This window comes from Hanstruepera marina (assembly GCF_019880635.1).
Classification (GTDB): domain Bacteria; phylum Bacteroidota; class Bacteroidia; order Flavobacteriales; family Flavobacteriaceae; genus Hanstruepera; species Hanstruepera marina.
Window position 1 is genome coordinate 344847 of record NZ_JAINVX010000001.1, and the last position, 18021, is coordinate 362867.

At 33.8% G+C, this 18021-nt stretch carries 16 protein-coding genes; 13 read left to right on the plus strand and 3 right to left on the minus strand.

Annotation, left to right across the window (positions count from 1 at the left end; translation table 11 throughout):
• Nucleotides 1-39 precede the first annotated feature (39 nt).
• Entirely contained in the window at nt 40-1413 is a 1374-nt protein-coding gene (locus tag K7G76_RS01565) for a DUF1800 domain-containing protein (protein ID WP_223032447.1), read from the plus strand.
• Between the two features lies 1 nt (nt 1414).
• A complete protein-coding gene (locus K7G76_RS01570; protein WP_223032448.1) occupies nt 1415-2605 on the plus strand; it encodes a DUF1501 domain-containing protein in 1191 nt (396 codons plus the stop codon).
• Nucleotides 2606-2773: 168 nt separating this feature from the next.
• Here the strand turns inward: K7G76_RS01570 and K7G76_RS01575 are convergent, their stop codons facing one another.
• Genes K7G76_RS01575 through K7G76_RS01585 form a run of 3 tightly spaced genes read right to left on the minus strand, consistent with a single transcriptional unit; the run spans nt 2774 to nt 5568 of the window.
• A complete protein-coding gene (locus tag K7G76_RS01575; RefSeq protein WP_223032449.1) occupies nt 2774-3907 on the minus strand; it encodes an ATP-binding protein in 1134 nt (377 codons plus the stop codon).
• A 33-nt stretch (nt 3908-3940) separates the two neighbouring features.
• Complete coding sequence (locus K7G76_RS01580; RefSeq protein ID WP_223032450.1) at nt 3941-4693, minus strand: SDR family NAD(P)-dependent oxidoreductase; 753 nt, start codon at nt 4691-4693, stop codon at nt 3941-3943.
• A gap of 11 nt (nt 4694-4704) precedes the next feature.
• Nucleotides 4705-5568 (minus strand): aldo/keto reductase, encoded by an 864-nt coding sequence (locus tag K7G76_RS01585; protein ID WP_223032451.1) that lies wholly within the window; start codon nt 5566-5568, stop codon nt 4705-4707.
• Nucleotides 5569-5860: 292 nt separating this feature from the next.
• Here K7G76_RS01585 and K7G76_RS01590 point away from each other — a divergent pair, with 292 nt between their 5' ends.
• The 11 genes from K7G76_RS01590 (at nt 5861) to K7G76_RS01640 (ending at nt 18018) form a co-directional block, all read left to right on the plus strand.
• Nucleotides 5861-6667 carry a DUF4382 domain-containing protein gene (locus K7G76_RS01590; RefSeq protein WP_223032452.1) on the plus strand — a complete coding sequence of 269 codons (807 nt, stop codon included), beginning with the start codon at nt 5861-5863 and terminating at the stop codon, nt 6665-6667.
• A gap of 153 nt (nt 6668-6820) precedes the next feature.
• Entirely contained in the window at nt 6821-7822 is a 1002-nt protein-coding gene (locus tag K7G76_RS01595; RefSeq protein WP_223033580.1) for an AAA family ATPase, read from the plus strand.
• A 119-nt stretch (nt 7823-7941) separates the two neighbouring features.
• Complete coding sequence (locus K7G76_RS01600) at nt 7942-8808, plus strand: DUF58 domain-containing protein (RefSeq protein WP_223032453.1); 867 nt, start codon at nt 7942-7944, stop codon at nt 8806-8808.
• Nucleotides 8809-8817: 9 nt separating this feature from the next.
• Nucleotides 8818-10473, plus strand: coding sequence for a hypothetical protein (locus K7G76_RS01605; RefSeq protein ID WP_223032454.1), 1656 nt, complete (start codon nt 8818-8820; stop codon nt 10471-10473).
• A complete protein-coding gene (locus K7G76_RS01610) occupies nt 10473-11477 on the plus strand; it encodes a vWA domain-containing protein (protein WP_223033581.1) in 1005 nt (334 codons plus the stop codon). Before K7G76_RS01605 ends, K7G76_RS01610 begins: the two co-directional genes overlap by 1 nt.
• 2 nt (nt 11478-11479) lie before the next feature.
• A complete protein-coding gene (locus K7G76_RS01615) occupies nt 11480-12517 on the plus strand; it encodes a VWA domain-containing protein (protein WP_223032455.1) in 1038 nt (345 codons plus the stop codon).
• Between the two features lie 65 nt (nt 12518-12582).
• The gene (locus K7G76_RS01620; protein ID WP_223032456.1) at nt 12583-13428 is read left to right on the plus strand and encodes a tetratricopeptide repeat protein; all 846 of its coding nucleotides are present in this window, start codon (nt 12583-12585) and stop codon (nt 13426-13428) included.
• A 46-nt stretch (nt 13429-13474) separates the two neighbouring features.
• Nucleotides 13475-15244 carry a BatD family protein gene (locus K7G76_RS01625; protein WP_223032457.1) on the plus strand — a complete coding sequence of 590 codons (1770 nt, stop codon included), beginning with the start codon at nt 13475-13477 and terminating at the stop codon, nt 15242-15244.
• 5 nt (nt 15245-15249) lie between these two features.
• A complete protein-coding gene (locus K7G76_RS01630) occupies nt 15250-16008 on the plus strand; it encodes a tetratricopeptide repeat protein (RefSeq protein ID WP_223032458.1) in 759 nt (252 codons plus the stop codon).
• A 58-nt stretch (nt 16009-16066) separates the two neighbouring features.
• Entirely contained in the window at nt 16067-16351 is a 285-nt protein-coding gene (locus K7G76_RS01635; RefSeq protein WP_223032459.1) for a hypothetical protein, read from the plus strand.
• An 86-nt stretch (nt 16352-16437) separates the two neighbouring features.
• Nucleotides 16438-18018 (plus strand): SulP family inorganic anion transporter, encoded by a 1581-nt coding sequence (locus K7G76_RS01640; protein WP_223032460.1) that lies wholly within the window; start codon nt 16438-16440, stop codon nt 18016-18018.
• Nucleotides 18019-18021 lie beyond the last annotated feature (3 nt).

The window sequence follows — 18021 nt, forward strand, 5'->3', positions numbered from 1 at the left end:
GATAATTAAACCTTTATAATAAAGTGTTGTCAAAATATTATGGACTCCAAAGAATTAAAGCATCTTTATTGGCGATCTGGATTTGGAATAAATCTGCAGGAACTTAATGTGCTTACAAATTTTAGTAAAAAAGAGACTGTAGATAAATTGATAACGAACTCTAAGCCAGTTGTTCCATTAAAAATAGATGTTAATTCGCTAAAAAACCTATCATTTCAAGAGATTAATAGAAACGAAGTTTTAAAACGTGATTTCTTAAAAAAAAGCCGTGAAAAATTAAAGATTTTTAATTTAGAGTGGGTTTATAGAATGACAAATTCAACAGCAATGTTAAGAGAACGCATGACGTTGTTTTGGGCGAATCATTTTGTAGTAGAGGACCATAACATAATTCATTTTCAAAAATATAATAATACACTTAGAGAATATGCTTTAGGAGATTTTAGAGCGTTTGTAAAAGCTATATCCAAAGAAGCTTCAATGATTAAATATTTAGATTTGAAGCAAAACAAAAAGAATTCTCCTAACGAAAACTTTTCAAGAGAACTTATGGAATTGTTTACTTTAGGAGTGGGGAATTATACAAGTTATGATATAAAAGAAGCTTCAAAAGCATTTACAGGATACAGTTTTGAATTTAACGGTAAGTTTAAGTACGATGTTCGCAACCATGATGATGGATTTAAGCATCTTTTTGGAAGATCAGGTCGTTATGATGGTGATGACGTTATTGATATTATTCTAGACCAAAAACAATGTGCAGAATTTATATGCAGAAAAATATATGCCTATTTCGTCAATAAAAATATAGTTCAAGAGTATATTGATGAAATGACGTCTGTGTTTTATCCAGGTTATAATATTGAAGAACTTATGCGCTTTATTTTTATGTCAGACTGGTTTTATAATAAAGAAAATATAGGAACTAAAATAAAATCACCAACAGAACTGTTAATAGGGATCCAAAAAATTATTCCAATTGCTTATGAGAATCCTGTAGAATTGGTTAAAATTCAACGCTTGCTTGGGCAGCCCTTATTGAACCCACCAAATGTTTCAGGTTGGGAAGGTGGCAAATCTTGGATTACAAGCAACACCATTTTATTGCGACTAAAAACAGCATCTCTTCTATTAAATAATGGCCTTATTTCTGTTAAAGAGAAGGGTGATTTTTATGATAGGTATTCTGAAGCATACAAAAAACGTAATAAAGGGCGATTTTTTAAGGCATCAGTAAATTGGGAAGATTTTGATAAAAACTACCAAAAGGCATCGTTTGAAGATATTAAAAACCAACTCATTTTAACCAACTTAAATCTAGAAGTAGAGCAGGTAGTAGATAACTTAAATCATGCCTCTAATCGTGATAGTTGTATTCAAATTATGTCGTTGCCAGAATATCAAATGTGTTAGTATGAAAAGAAGAAGTTTCATAAAAACCACATCGTTAGCTAGCGGATTACTATTCGTCCCTAGTTTTATTCAAGCCTTCGAAAACACCTTATCGTCAAAATTTGGCTATAAAAGATTGGTGATTGTTCAATTAAGTGGTGGCAACGATGGGCTAAATACCGTAGTACCATATAGAGATGATATATATTTTAAATCCAGGCCAAATTTAGGTTTAAAACCTGAAGCAGATTTGCACCTGACCGATGACTTAAGGTTGCATCCCAGTCTTTTACCATTAAAGGATTTATATGATAACGGTTATCTTACCATTGTTAACAATGTAGGTTACCCAAATCCCAATAGATCTCATTTTAGAGCGATGGATATATGGCAAACCGCCAGTGATTCTGATTCCTATTATCAAAATGGGTGGTTGGGCAGATATTTAGACGCTGAAGGAGAGCATCCTTATAATGCTATTGAAATTAGTGAGAATCTTTCACTAGCATTAAAAGGAAAAGAATTAAGTGGCATAGCAGTTAAAAACCCAGAAATGTTGTATAGGTTGTCACAAGATCCTTTTTTAAAACGAATATCAAAGAATTTTAATGACGCTCACCTTAATGAACATAATCTAGGGTACTTATACAAAACTATGATTACGGCAGAATCATCGGCAAAGTATATACATGAAACAAATAAGATTCAATCGTCAAAGGCTACTTACCCTAAAACCGATTTTGGAAATCAATTAAAACTTATTGCTTCATTTATTAATTCTCGTTTAAAAACAAAAGTATTTTATGCTTCGTTAGATGGTTTTGACACTCATGTAAACCAGCTCAAAGTGCACAATCGTTTATTAAGTAATTATGCAGATTCAATATCGACATTTGTTAATGACCTTAAATCTCAAGGCACATTTGATGATACGTTAATTCTAACTTTTTCAGAATTTGGACGACGTGTAAAACAAAATTCGGGTAGAGGTACAGACCACGGTTCCGCTAATAATTTATTTGTTATCGGCAAGCATTTGAAAAAACCAGGAGTTTATAACCAATTGGCAAGCTTGAGTAATTTAGACGATAATGGTGATATTAAGTATGAAATAGATTTCAGAGCTATTTATACTACAGTGTTGAACAGGTGGTTGGATGCAGACACCTCTAAAATTCTGAAAGGAAGTTTTAAACCGTTAGACTTTTTGTGAAATAAAAAAGCCTTGAAAACAATAGAAACTACTGTTATGATCAAGGCTGATTTGGTTTTTGATTAATAGCAATACAAAAATACAGAATTAGAAGTTTCAAGTTTTAATTAATTTATAATTGGTATTATATTTAGTGTGGATGGTATCTTTTTATGTATAGACAACAAGCTAGCTATACTTTACTTTTCTTAAAATTCTCATCGCTTCCTTATACAATTGATATACATCGGTATTATGTGCTTTTAATAGTGTTTTAGCTTCCTCTAATTTTGTCAAGACGTCTGAAAAATCATTCAAGTAACAAATGAGGTAGGTAGCCGGTAAGTTTTTTAAATCGGCTTCTTCATTCGAATTAAGCTGCAACCCCTTTTTTAACTTTCTAAGTAGGGTGTTGTTGGCATTAAAGATATGATGCAATACTTTTTTATCGTACTGTGGCGGTTCAAAAATAAGATTGGTCTCAATATTGTAATTGACGTTTTCAGCAAAGTGAATAGTTGTCTCTTCCAACGGATAATATTTAAATGCATTTTGCAACCCCAGATTTACAAATTCGACGATTTTGAATGAGTTTTGTGTAATGTCTATTGAAACTTCATCTAAAGCAGAATAAAAAAGCTTAACCTGTTCATTAATAAGCTCGATGTCAACTCTGGAATAAAACGTTTTGTTTTTGACCACCTTTTTTTTTCCTGCCCAACAAACCACAAAATACTCTTTAAACACTTTATATTGAGGTTCGTAATCCTGACGTTTGTTCATAAAATCAAAAACACCATCAAGGGTGTGCTCCATATTGTTTTGGGCATGGGCTTCGATGGCTTCAACAAGTTTTGAATTAACGTCCTTTATTTCAATATCAAACACTTTGGGCATACTCATACTACCATCTCTAAAAAACACCGAACCACCATAATATTTCCAGATGTTTTTGCGCAATGAAGTTATCTCGTTATTTGGGCGAATAGTTACCAAGCCCACAACTTTGTCATCTGGCAAATGCGGAAATGAAATATTCTCGTATTGAACAATAGGCGGATTGGTTAAATAGGCATTGATGAGGTTTTGAATTTTACTATCGTCAAAGAAATCGACTCCAACAATATTGTTGTCTTCATCTTCAACACCAATTACGATATAAGAATTGTTTTTAGGATTGCTATTCGATAGCGCACAAATATGCTTCAGAAATTTAGCCTTTCCCTCTTTAAAGCTAATATCAATTTTTCGCTTTTTATCATAAAAACTGTTCTCATCATTGTGAGCGAGCAAATTTTTAATAAGTAAGCGTTTATTAATCATACTAATTTCCTGCGAAGGCAGGAATCTATTTTGTTAAACCTCTTTTTTCACAATCGTACTACTGGCTTGAGCTGTACAAAACATTAAAACATCGGCAATATTTACATGGTTGGGTCTGGAAATAGCAAAATAAATAACTTCGGCCACATCTTCGGGCTGTAAGGCTTTGTAGCCTTTGTAAACGTCGTCAGCTTTAGCATCACCTTTAAAACGGACTTTTGAAAATTCAGTTTCTACCAGTCCAGGATTGATGGCTGAAACTTTTATACCATGCGGATTCAAATCCATGCGCATCCCTTCAGTTATTGCCAAAACCGCATGCTTACTGGCACAATACACATTGCCTTTAGGGTACACTTCTTTTCCAGCTGATGAACCTATATTAATAATGTGTCCTGATTTTCGTTTAATCATTTCAGGCATTATGGACTTGCTTACGTAAAGCAACCCTTTTACGTTGATATCCATCATGGCGTCCCAATCTTCTAGATTTCCATCGTTTATAGGATCTAATCCATGCGCATTTCCAGCATTATTTATAAGGATATCAATGGATTTGAATGCTTCGGGTAAACTATTGATAGCTTCTATGGTTTTTTCTTTATCCCGAACATCAAAGTTTAAAGTATGCACGTCTACTTTTTTACTTAAGGCATTTTTAATGGTGTTTAACCGTTCCTGTCGTCTACCACATAAAACGAGGTTAATACCATGCTTTGCAAATTCATGCGCAGTTGCACGACCAATGCCACTTGTGGCTCCAGTAATTAAAGCTGTTTTTGTCATATATATATTGTTTAGGGTACTTTATGGCCTTGTGATGCTACTAAAAGTTTAAACCAATCTTCTAATTCTAAATCAATATCTACTGCTTTAATTGCAGAGGAAAGACGTTCAGTATTAGTGGTTCCGACAACAGGTTGAATATTGGATGGATGTTTTAAAATCCAAGCCAACAGTAGTTGGTCTTTAGTAGTATTGTATGTTTCGGTTAATGTATTTAATAGGTCATGTATGCGATTGGTTTGTTCGGTTTCTTCTTTAAAAACGCTACCCAAAGGCGACCAAGCCATAGGTGTAATGTCATTGGTCATCATATAATCCAAAGTACCATCATGCATAGCTTGGTGTGCGGTTAATGAAAATTCAATTTGATTGACAGCGATTTTTTGATATTTTGAAATGAGTTCCATTTGACTTATTGTAAAATTAGAAACGCCAAAATCACGAATTTTCCCAGAGGATTTTAAAATTGAAATGGCTTCAGCAATTTCTTCAGGGTTCATTAAGGGGCTTGGTCTATGCAGCAGTAACAAATCTAAATAATCGGTTTGCAATTTTTTTAAGGATTCTTCAACGGACCAAATAATGTAATCTTTACTATAGTTATAATGTTTAACCGTATTGGTTCTATTCTCACTTAAATACTGAATACCGCATTTTGAAATAATTTGAATTCTATCCCTCTTGAGGTCTGACTCATTTAAAGCGTGACCAAAATCAGTTTCTGTTGTATAGCCACCATAAATATCAGCATGGTCAAAAGATGTAATATTATTATCAATGCAATGATGCATTAATGCTATCATTTCTTTTTTAGAAAGTTGTTTGCCCCAACTTCCCCAAGTCATTGTTCCAGCAATTATTTTTGAATATGTCATGAACAGTTTTAAATTTCTGTATAAAAATACTTATTAGCGCCTTAAAAATAGTCTCGATTAACAATTATTTATTGCCTGTATATAGGTTGTCGCATTAATATAATTTATGTGTCGCGAATGGGTTTAACAAAATTTTATGAGATTTAAACCATATGCATAACAAATTGTATTACAGTTTTTTAACAAGTGCTGTGTGTAAATATTTAAAAGGAAAAAGTATAATTTTTATGACTGAAACATCTATATATGGTCCTATTTCGTAAATAATAATGAACCAAAAACTTAAATATTTATGAATACATTAAAACAGCTTAAATTAGTTCTACTAACAATTTTAACAATCACTTTTTATAATTGTAGTGATGACGATAGTAGTACACCTGAACAAGGAACTTCTACTATATCAGTTAAACTAATGGATAGACCTGGAGAATACGAACATGTTTATGTGGATGTAGTAGACGTAATGGTAAAAGTAAATGATGCAAGTGATGATGATAATTGGGTGAGTTTAGAAGCCATAAACACTGGTGTTTATGATTTACTTGAACTAACTGGAGGCATTAATGTGTTATTGGTTGATGATTTTGTTATTCCATCTGGAACTTTAAATCAAATACGTTTGGTTTTAGGTGATGACAATTCTATTGTCATGGATGGTGAAACGTTACCATTAAACACGCCAAGCGCTCAACAGTCTGGTTTAAAAATTCAAGTTAATGAAGCATTGGCACCTAATATAGCCTATACATTTTTATTAGATTTTGATGTAGACGAATCTATCGTAGAGGCAGGATCATCAGGTAATTATAATTTAAAACCTGTTATTAGAGCTAGTGTTGAAGCTCAAACAGGAGCTTTAAGCGGTAGCATAACACCAATTGACATTCAAACAGAAGTTACAGCAACAAATGGTATTGAAACGGTTTCGGCCTATGCAGATGCCGAAGGTAATTTTATGTTAGTTGGCTTGTCAGGAGGGGCATACACGGTAACCGTTACACCAGATCCAGATTCTGGATTGCCAATTCAAGTTTTTGAAGATGTTGAAATTGTGGTTGGATCCACAACCGAATTAGGCATAATTTCCCTAGAGTAGTAATAAAAATATTTAAAAATACTTAAGAGCAGCACTGATAAGTGCTGCTTTTATTTTTTAACCAATTGTTAACAGCAATCAAGCAAAAATTTTAACAATTTAGCCGTGCTAAAATAAATCCTATTTTAAATAGAATTTTTAAACACACAAATGATGGAAGAAACGAGTGCTATTGATATTAAAGCAATTAACGAAAAAATTGAAAAAGAGAGTGCTTTTGTTGATTTACTAACGTTAGAAATGAACAAAGTAATCGTAGGTCAAAAACATATGGTCGAACGGTTACTTATTGGACTGTTGGGTCAAGGGCACATTTTATTGGAAGGTGTTCCTGGTTTAGCAAAAACATTAGCTATTAATACGTTAGCTCAAGCAGTCGACGGGTCGTTTAGCAGGATACAGTTTACGCCAGATTTGTTGCCAGCCGATGTAGTGGGAACATTGATTTATAATATCAAGGAGAACGATTTTACAATAAAAAAAGGACCAATTTTTGCTAATTTCGTTTTAGCCGATGAGATAAACCGTGCACCTGCTAAAGTACAATCGGCGTTACTGGAAGCCATGCAGGAAAAACAAGTAACTATTGGAGATGAAACCTTTGTTTTGGACAAACCCTTTTTGGTTATGGCAACCCAAAACCCAGTAGAGCAAGAAGGGACCTATCCTTTACCAGAAGCTCAAGTAGACCGTTTTATGCTAAAAACAGTTATTGATTATCCTAAACTAGATGAAGAGCAGTTAATAGTTCGTGCGAATTTAAAAGGTGCTTTTGATAAGGTTAATCCAGTGGTTTCCGTTACACAAATCTTGAATGCTCAAAAAGCGGTAAGAGAAGTGTACATGGACGAAAAAATTGAAAAGTATATTCTGGATATCATATTTGCTACACGTTATCCTGAAAAATATAAATTGGCAGACTTAAAACCATTAATTTCCTTTGGAGCTTCGCCTCGTGGTAGTATTAACTTGGCAACAGCTGCCAAATGCTATGCGTTTATCAAACGTCGTGGTTATGTAATTCCTGAAGATGTTCGTGCGGTTGTACATGATGTGCTTCGCCATAGAATAGGTATTACTTACGAAGCCGAAGCAGAAAATGTCACTTCAGAAGACATTATCAACAAAATTGTAAACGAGATTGAAGTACCATAGCATTGTCATTTCTGTCTTTAACATCGAGTTCGTCGAAATAAAGGCAGGAATCTAATTATTTTTTGAGTAGATATAGTCAAATAGATTCCGCATCAAGTGCGGAATGACAAAAAACAAAAATGGATACTAAAGAATTACTAAAAAAAGTTCGAAAAATTGAGATCAAGACACGTCGATTGTCTGATCATATTTTTGGAGGAGAATACCATTCAACCTTCAAAGGTCGTGGTATGACTTTTAGTGAAGTACGGCAGTATCAATATGGTGACGATGTTAGGAATATTGACTGGAATGTTACTGCAAGAACCAACGAACCACACATTAAAGTTTTTGAAGAAGAACGAGAATTGACCATGATGCTTATGGTTGATGTTTCAGGTTCTGAATTTTTTGGAACGGTTTCGCAATTCAAAAATGAAGTGGTTACTGAAATTGCTGCAACACTGGCGTTTTCAGCAACTCAAAACAATGATAAGATTGGGCTGATATTATTTTCCGATGATATAGAACTTTACATTCCACCCAAAAAAGGGCGCTCGCACGTATTGCGGATTATTCGGGAACTCATAGAATTTCAACCAAAAAGCAAACAAACAAATGTTGCTGAAGCCTTGAAATTTCTATCGAATGTTATGAAGAAAAAGGCCATTGTGTTTGTGCTCTCAGATTTTATTGCAGATGATTATCAACACACATTAAAAATTGCATCTGGTCGTCATGATGTTACGGGAATTCGTGTGTATGACAAACATGAAGAGAGCATCCCAAATTTAGGTATGGTTCAAATGCAAGATGAAGAAACAGGTGAGTACATGTTGGTCAATACAGCTTCCAAAAAAGTACGAATGAATTATGGTAAATACTACAACCAAAAAGTAGATTATTATAAAGATAGCTTTTCAAAATCGGGTGCAGGAACCATTAACTGCCGGGTAGATGAGAGTTATGTCAAAAAGTTATTGGGCTATTTTAAACGAAGAGGGTAAAAACGAATTATGAATTACGAATTACGAATTATGAACATAAAAAAGAAGGAATCAAGACGTCTTGTATTGTCTCTTTTCTGTGTTCTCTTTTCTGTGCTCTCTCATGCTCAAGTCAAATCGTCAATCGATACCACAAACATTAAAATAGGCGAACAAATAACCTATAAAATTGAAGTGGATACTGATTCCACAAACTTGGTGGTTTTTCCAGAAGGACAAACGTTTATGCCTTTGGAAGTTATTGATTCTTATGATGTTGATACCACAAAGCAGGATGCTAAATTTAATCTGATAAAAAAATATGGTCTTACACAGTTTGACTCTGGAGCCTTTACCATTCCTAGACAGAAAATAGTCATTGGCGACAAGACCTTTTTTACAGATTCTTTAAAAGTTATAGTAAACCCTGTAGTCGTTGACACTACCAAACAAGGGCTTTACGATATAAAACCAATTATTGAAGTTGAAAAAGGTAAAAGCAATTGGCTTCGTAATGTATTAATTGCTTTATTGACCATTGGTTTAATAGCCTCATTAATATATTGGTTTGTTTGGCGTAAAAAACCATTGACTGAAGAAGAAAAAATAGCCTTGTTGCCACCTTATGATAGAGCTAAACTGGCACTTGAAAAACTGGACGAAAGCAATTATCTGGAATATGACGAATTTAAAGCCTACTATTCTGAATTGACCTTAGCAATCCGGAAATATCTAGATGAAAAGGTTTATGACCATGCTTTGGAAAGCACAACAGACGAACTGATATCTAGATTACGGTTGTTGAAAGATGGTAACCAAATAGATTTAAGTCAGGAAACCATAAAAAATTTAGAAAGTATCTTCAAACGTGCCGATTTGGTAAAGTTTGCAAAATCGGCCCCAGATAAAGAGTTGGCAAAACTCGACAGACAAACAGTTGCTGTTGAAATAGATCATGTTAAAGAGGTATTACCAGAGCCAACTGAAGAAGAAAAACTTTTAGACCAACAGTATAAAGAAGCACAAGAACGTAGAAAGAAACGCAAAAAAATGATGATTACAACTGTTCTTGTAATTGGAATTATTGCAGCTACATTTGTTGGTTTTGGAATAAAATACGGGTTCAAATATGTTACTGATACATTACTAGGAAATGATAATTTGGAACTATTGGAAGGCGAATGGGTACAAAGTGCCTATGGTTACCCACCAATTACCGTTTCAACACCTAAAGTTTTAAAGCGTATAGAAACTGACAGTCTTAATATTGTTGATGCACCAGTTAGTTTTACAGAATTTAGATATGGCAATGTGTTGGATGATTTGAGTGTTAGCTTAACAACAGCTAGTTTAAAGAACCATGAAGCAAACGAAACTATTGATTTAGGAGAAGTTTCAGAGAAAGCCATTACACAGCTAGAGGATAAGGGTGTTGAAAACATTTTTGTGAAGACAGATAAATTTGTCACACCCAATGGCGCTGAAGGTCTCAAAACACATGGATCAGCGAGTTTTCCTTATCCAAATTCTGATAAGTTTGTTGATGGTGAATATATTATGCTGCATTTCACTTCTCAAAATATCATACAGCAGATTATGATTACGTATCACAAGGAAGATGAATATGCTCAGGAAATTGTAAATAGAATTTTGAATTCAGTCGAACTTAAACCAGCTGCCGAATGATGTTTGAAGGAATTGAATTTTTAAATAAAGAGTTTTTCTGGCTGCTGTTATTATTACCATTGGCAATTCTTTGGTACGTTTTCAAGTTTCAAAAACAAACGGCAGAATTAAAAATATCCAGCTTAAAAGGGTTTAAAGTAACACCATCCATACTCCCTAAATTCAGACACTTTTTGTTTTTGTTGCGTCTATTGGTTTTGGCTGCTTTAATTACAGCTTTAGCTAGGCCAAGAACAGTTGATGTAAGTACCAAGACCAAAACAACACGAGGTATAGATATTGTCATGGCAATTGATGTGTCTGCCAGTATGTTGGCAAGAGATTTAAAACCAAATAGATTGGAGGCTCTTAAAGAGGTTGCTGCCGAATTTATAAAAGGCCGTCCAAACGATAGAATTGGCTTGGTTGAATACGCAGGTGAAAGTTACACAAAAACGCCTATTACAAGCGACAAAGCTATTGTATTACGGTCTTTAGATGACATTCAATACAATACCATTATTGAAGGCGGTACAGCTATTGGTATGGGATTGGCTACTTCTGTTAACCGCTTAAAAGACAGTAAAGCCATAAGTAAGGTTATCATTTTACTTACGGATGGTGTGAACAATACAGGGTTTATCGACCCTAAAATTGCTAGTGAATTAGCTGTAGAATATGGTATAAAAGTCTACACTATTGGTTTAGGAACCAATGGTATGGCATTATCTCCAATAGGAATAAAGAATAATAATCAGTTTCAATATGGTCGAGTTCAAGTTGAGATTGATGAAGAACTGCTCAAGGAAATTGCCGATGCAACAGGCGGAAAATATTTTAGGGCAACAAATAACCAAAAACTTGCTGAAATTTATGAGGAGATCAACAAGTTAGAGAAAACCGAAATTGAAGAATTTAAGTATTATAATTACGAAGAAAAATATAGGCCATTAGTCATTTTAGCTGGATTGTTATTATGTCTTGAATTGTTAATGCGTGTCACAATTTTTAGAAGTTTTATTTAAGCATGTATCAATTAGAAGAAAAAATATGGTTTTGGATTTTAGCAGCGATACCTGTAATATGGCTGATATACATCGTTTTGCACATTTGGAAAAAAAGTGCCCAACGAAAGTTTGCCGATAAAGACCTATTAAAGCGGCTAAGTCCAAATCAATCGGTATTTAAAACAGTACTAAAATTGGCAGTTGTAAGTTTAGCAATAGCGGCTTTGGCAATTGCACTGGTAAATCCCAAAATAGGCACGAAATTGGAAACTGTAAAACGCGAAGGTGTTGATATTGTTTTTGCAGTTGATGTTTCTAAAAGTATGTTGGCAGAAGATATTGCACCAAACCGGTTGGAAAAATCAAAACAATTGGTTACCCAAATCATTAATAATTTAGCAAGTGATAGAATTGGCATAATAGCTTATGCTGGAAAAGCCTTTCCGCAATTACCAATTACAACGGATTACGCCTCTGCTAAAATGTTCTTACAGAGTATGAATACCGATATGTTATCGTCTCAAGGAACAGCCATTAACGAAGCTATAGAATTGGCAAAAACCTATTATGATGATGAAGAGCAAACCAATAGGGTGTTGATAATCATTTCTGATGGTGAAGATCATAGCGAAGTGTCGGCGAGTATTGCTGAAGAAGCCAGTGAAGAAGGTATTCGCATATTTACCATAGGTGTAGGTGATACAAAAGGAGGCCCTATTCCAATAAAGCGCAATGGTATAGTTCTAAATTACAAGAAAGATCAAAATGGCGAAACGGTTATTACCAAGCTTAATGAAAAAACACTTATGGACATTGCTGAGGAAGCCAATGGTGTTTATATCAACGGACAGAATACTAATGAAGTGGTAGAATCTATAAGAGACATTTTAAACAATATGGATAAAAAGGAATTTGAAGCCAAACAATTTGCTGATTTTAAAGATCAATTTCAGTGGTTCGTTGGCTTGGCAATTTTTTTGCTATTCATAGATGTTTTCCTTTTAGAACGAAAAACAGCATGGTTAAAGAAGCTTAACCTGTTTAACGAGAATCTTTAAGAATAATAATTTTATAAAATTATTAACGCATTCAAAACCAGTAGTTTTATAATTTAGTTGTTTGTATGAAACACATATTATTATACATAGTAACTTTTTGCACATTTAATGCCTTTTCTCAAGACCATGAAAAAGAGCAGTTTAAGGCTGTTGAGCAAGCTAAAGAATTGGTTTACGAAGCCAATCAATTAGCTTCAAGCGATGATTATGTTAGTGCTGAGATGGAATACCGTAAGGCTATTTCGAAAGAGCCCAATATGGCTGTTGGAAATTATAACCTTGCCAATTCCTATTACGAAAAAGGCAATTTTGATGAAGCCTTTTACAGATTACAGCAAGCTGCTAAAGTTGCCAAAACCAAAGAGGAAAAACATAAAGCCTATCATAACATAGGTAATGTGTTAATGCAGAATAAAAAGTGTAAAGAAGCCGTTGAGGCATTTAAAAATGCGTTGAGAAACAATCCTTCAGATGAAGAAACCCGTTATAATTTTGCTTTAGCAAAGCAATGTGCTGAAGAACAGCAGGATCAACAAGATCAAGAAGACGAAAATAAAGATCAGAACGATAAGAACAACGAGAACAAGGATCAAGACGAGAATAAAGAAGATCAAAAGGAAAACGAAGACGAAAATAAGGAAGACCAAAAAGATAAGGGAGATCAAGATAAGAAAGAAGGCGAAGACGAAAAAGATGATAAAGGCGACCCAAAAGACGAGAAAGATAAAGACGGAAACCAGGAAAATAAAGAGCAAGACCAAAAAAAGCCTCAACCTAAACCAGGGCAATTGTCGCCTCAACAAATAAAGAACTTATTGGAGGCCATGAATAACCAAGAAGAAAAAGTTCAAGAAAAGATAAATGCAGAAAAAACAAAAGGAGCTAAAGTAAGATCTGAAAAAGATTGGTAAAACACCATTTTAGATTGTATTGAAGTTTATTTTGATTTAGAGAATTATGAAACCATTAAAACACTTCCAAATACTTATATTTATGCTTGCCACAACCTTGGTAAGTGCACAAGTAACATTTGAAGCTAAGGTTAGCAAAAAGAAATTGGGTATAAACGAACGTCTTCGTGTTGATTTTGAAATGAACAAGGATGGCGATAATTTTAATCCACCAGATTTTGCAAATTTTATGGTGGTTGGCGGACCTAACCAAGCGGTCAGTAATTCATGGATAAATGGAAAACGTTCGTATTCTAAAACCTATAGTTATTTTTTGGCGCCAAAGCGCCAAGGTACGTTTACCATTAAACAAGCTACAATAGAAATTGATGGTGAAATTTATAAAACAACACCAGTTCAAATTACGGTAACATCGGCTGTAGAAAAACCCAAAGATGGTAACAATGCAGAATATATTGCTTCTGAAAACATTCATTTAGTAGCTGAAGTATCGAAATCCAATCCGTATCTCAATGAAGCTATTACAGTAGTTTATAAACTATATGTGTCACCAAACACAGGTGTTAGTAATTGGCGTGAGATAGATAATCCAAAATACAGTGATTTTTGGAGCCAAAATATAGATATTAAAGGTCTTAAAGTTCTTAATGGAACTTATAAAGGAGAAGACTACCGCTATGTAGTCTTAAGAAAAACGGTACTATATCCACAAAAAACAGGAAAATTGGAGATAGAACCTTTAAGTCTTGATATAACAGTTGATGTGCCTACCAATAGGCGTGATATTTTTGGAGCACGATTATTGAATCAGGTTCATAAAACGGTATCAGCCGGTAAAAGGACAATTAATGTAAAGCCACTGCCTGAACATGGCAAGCCAATGGATTTCACAGGGGCAGTTGGCGATTTTAATTTTAGGGTTACAACTTCAAAATATGAACTTAAGGCTTCAGAATCGCTACAAGCAAAAGTTGAGGTCTCTGGAACTGGAAACTTAAAACTCTTTGAGCTCCCTAAATTGAATTTACCAAGTTCATTAGAGGTTTATGAACCCGAACATTCCGAAAATGTCCATACAAATTTAGACGGCATGAAGGGCTCAATTTTAGACAGTTATACGATTGTGCCTCAATATAAAGGAAAGTACCCAATACCTAGTATTTCTTTTTCGTATTTCGATTTAAAAACAGAATCATACAAAACCATTAATTCCAACGAAATTGTAATAGATGTTCTAGAAGGTCCAACTAGCAATAGCGCTCAAGATATTACATCAGTTAACGGGAATAAACAACGTGTTGTACTAAATGACAATCAATTTGCCTTTGTTAAAACAAATACAGCTTTTACGTCTATAAAACCAAAGCACTTTTTTAAATCAACCGCTTTTTGGTCGGCTATGATATTACCATTTTTGGCCATTCCATTAGTAATAGTCTTTAAAAAGGAAAAAGAAAAGAGGCAAGCCGATGTCTTTGGGAATAAAATTAGAAAAGCTGATAAGTTGGCCAAGAAATATTTGAGCGAGGCGAAAAAAGAACTAGGAAATAAAGAAGCCTTTTACATTGCTTTAGAGAGAGCACTACATAACTATTTAAAGGCTAAACTTCATATTGAAACAAGTGAGTTTGCAAAAGACAAGATTACCAATTTACTGAACGAAAAAGGTGTTGACCATAATGCAATAAGGGACTTCATAGGTATTCTAGAAAGTTGTGAGTTGGCAAGATACACGCCAATTAATCAGGTAGAAATGCAGAAAGATTACGATTTAGCTGCTAAAACTATTACAGTTATTGATAAAGAGGTTAAGTAGGTATGATGAAACAGTATTTTTACATAACAGTATTTTTATTCAGTGTTTTAGGCTTTTCTCAAAACAAAACCTTGTTTGAACAGGGAAATGCTTTTTATAATGATGGAAAATATCAAGAGGCCATTAAAAAGTATGAGGCTATTTTAGAGACTGATATGCACTCGGCAGAATTATATTTCAATTTAGGTAATGCCCATTATAAGCTTAACAATATTGCGCCTAGCGTTTATTATTATGAAAAGGCGTTACAATTAAAACCAAATGATTCGGAAATAAAAAACAACTTAAATTTTGCCCAAAATATGACTTTAGACGCGATTGACGTTATTCCAGAAGTAGGCATGTCTAAAGTTTTAAACAACGTGTCAAGTATTTTAAGTTTTGATGTTTGGGCAATTTTAGCCATTTGCTTTGTGGTGTTAAGCGTTATGTTGTTTATTAATTATATTATGTCAGAAGGAACTAAAACCAAACGATTTTCGTTCACTTTTGGTTTTGCCTGTTTGTTTTTAATGCTAGGTTCATTAGTGTCGGCTTTTCATAAATATAATTTAGATCAATCTAATAATCCTGCCATAGTTTTTACACAAGAATCAAAAGTAAAAAGTGAACCTAACTTACGAAGTGAAGAAGCTTTTAGACTTCACGAAGGGACTAAAGTACAAGTATTGGATACTGTTGAAAATTGGAAGAAAATTAAACTCACTGACGGTAAAATGGGATGGATTCCTTCAAGCGATATTAAATTGTTGAATAGATTTTAAAGGATATTTAACAGAATTACCATGCTGAAATAGTATATTTGCATTTCAAGTTTACTGTATGAGTAAGAAAACTATTGCAATTTTATTTTCTATTTTGTTTTTGGCATTTATAACAGCGCCTACAATAATTATTGCAGTAGATGATTCAGTAGATGTATCCATTTTCTATAGCGTTACTGAAGAAGAAAACGAAAATTTAAAATTGGCATTTACCGATAATAATTTTGAATCAGAGAACATATCAATTGAAGTTGTTCAAGAAAATTCAAGGTATTTTTTTAAAAAATACCAGAAACCTCATCTTAATTTAGTTTCTCCACCTCCCGAATTAAGCATTTTATAATTTCGTTTTTAAGAAAGGTTTAATCCCTTTCTATTTTTTAATTATGTCAGTCTAAATAATAGGTTGACTCAAATCTTTGTTATAAAATGTTTAAATATATTAAAAGTGACTTGCCAGCGAGTATAGTCGTATTTTTTGTTGCCTTGCCGTTGTGTTTAGGTATTGCTCTTGCCAGTGGAGCACCATTGTTTTCAGGTTTAATTGCCGGTATTATTGGAGGAATTGTAGTTGGAGGATTAAGTGGGTCTAACATTGGAGTAAGTGGCCCAGCAGCTGGTTTAGCAGCTATTGTACTAACTGCAATAGGTACATTAGGAGGTTATCAAAACTTTTTGGTTGCCGTTGTTTTAGGTGGTGCAATACAGTTGTTATTAGGGGTGCTTAAAGCAGGAGTTATAGGGTATTACTTTCCATCATCTGTAATTAAAGGCATGCTTACAGGAATTGGAATCATTATTATTTTAAAGCAAATACCGCACTTTTTTGGGTATGATGCAGAACCAGAAGGGGCAGATAGTTTCATTGAAATGTCAGGTGAAAACACGTTTTCAGCTCTTTTCAATATTTTTGATAATCTTATTATAGGCTCATTAATAGTTGGTGTAATTGGATTGGCAATTATTTTAATTTGGGATACTATTTTGGCTAAAAAGTCAAAGTTTTTTAAAGTAATACAAGGGCCTTTGGTGGCTGTAGTTTTAGGTATAATTTTCTACATTCTAACAAAGTCCAATGAGTCGTTATCCATAGCACAATCACATTTGGTAAGTGTTCCAATACCGGACGATGCTGCTTCCTTTTTTGCACAGTTTAGCTTTCCTAATTTTAGCGCCATTACAAATCCAGAAGTATGGATTGTGGCCTTTACAATTGCACTGGTAGCTAGTTTAGAAACATTACTTTGTGTAGAAGCAACAGATAAGCTTGATCCTCATAAAAATGTAACACCAACCAACAGAGAGTTATTGGCTCAAGGCACTGGAAACATTATTTCTGGTTTAATTGGAGGGCTGCCAATTACGCAGGTTATTGTTAGAAGTTCAGCTAATATTCAATCTGGTGGGCGCACAAAACTATCTGCAATTATTCACGGATTTTTGTTATTGATATCAGTTATTTTAATACCAAGACTGTTAAATATGATTCCACTTTCAGTATTAGCGGCAATCCTATTGGTAGTAGGTTATAAACTAGCAAAACCGCAACTATTTAAACAAATGTATAAGCAAGGATGGAAACAGTTTGTGCCTTTTGTGGTAACTGTTGTTGGAATTGTTTTTACAGATCTATTGGTTGGTATAAGTTTAGGGCTTGCCGTTGGTATTGTTGTTATTCTTTTAAAAAGCTACCAAAATTCACATTTCTTGCATATTGAAGATAAGAGTAATGGTAAACATAAAATTAAAATGACTCTTGCCGAGGAAGTTACATTCTTTAACAAAGGAGCTATTTTGAAGGAGTTAAATAGTTTACCTATGGACACGTATCTGGAATTAGATGTAAGAAATACAAGATATTTAGACAATGATATTATTGAAATTTTAGATGATTTTGCTTACAAAGCAAAAGAAAGAAACATAGATATTCAATTGGTGTCTGAACGTGGTGTTGTTGAAAACCCTGAAAGCTTTATCGAATTTTTTAAGTTAAGGCCAAAAAGTGCATAAATC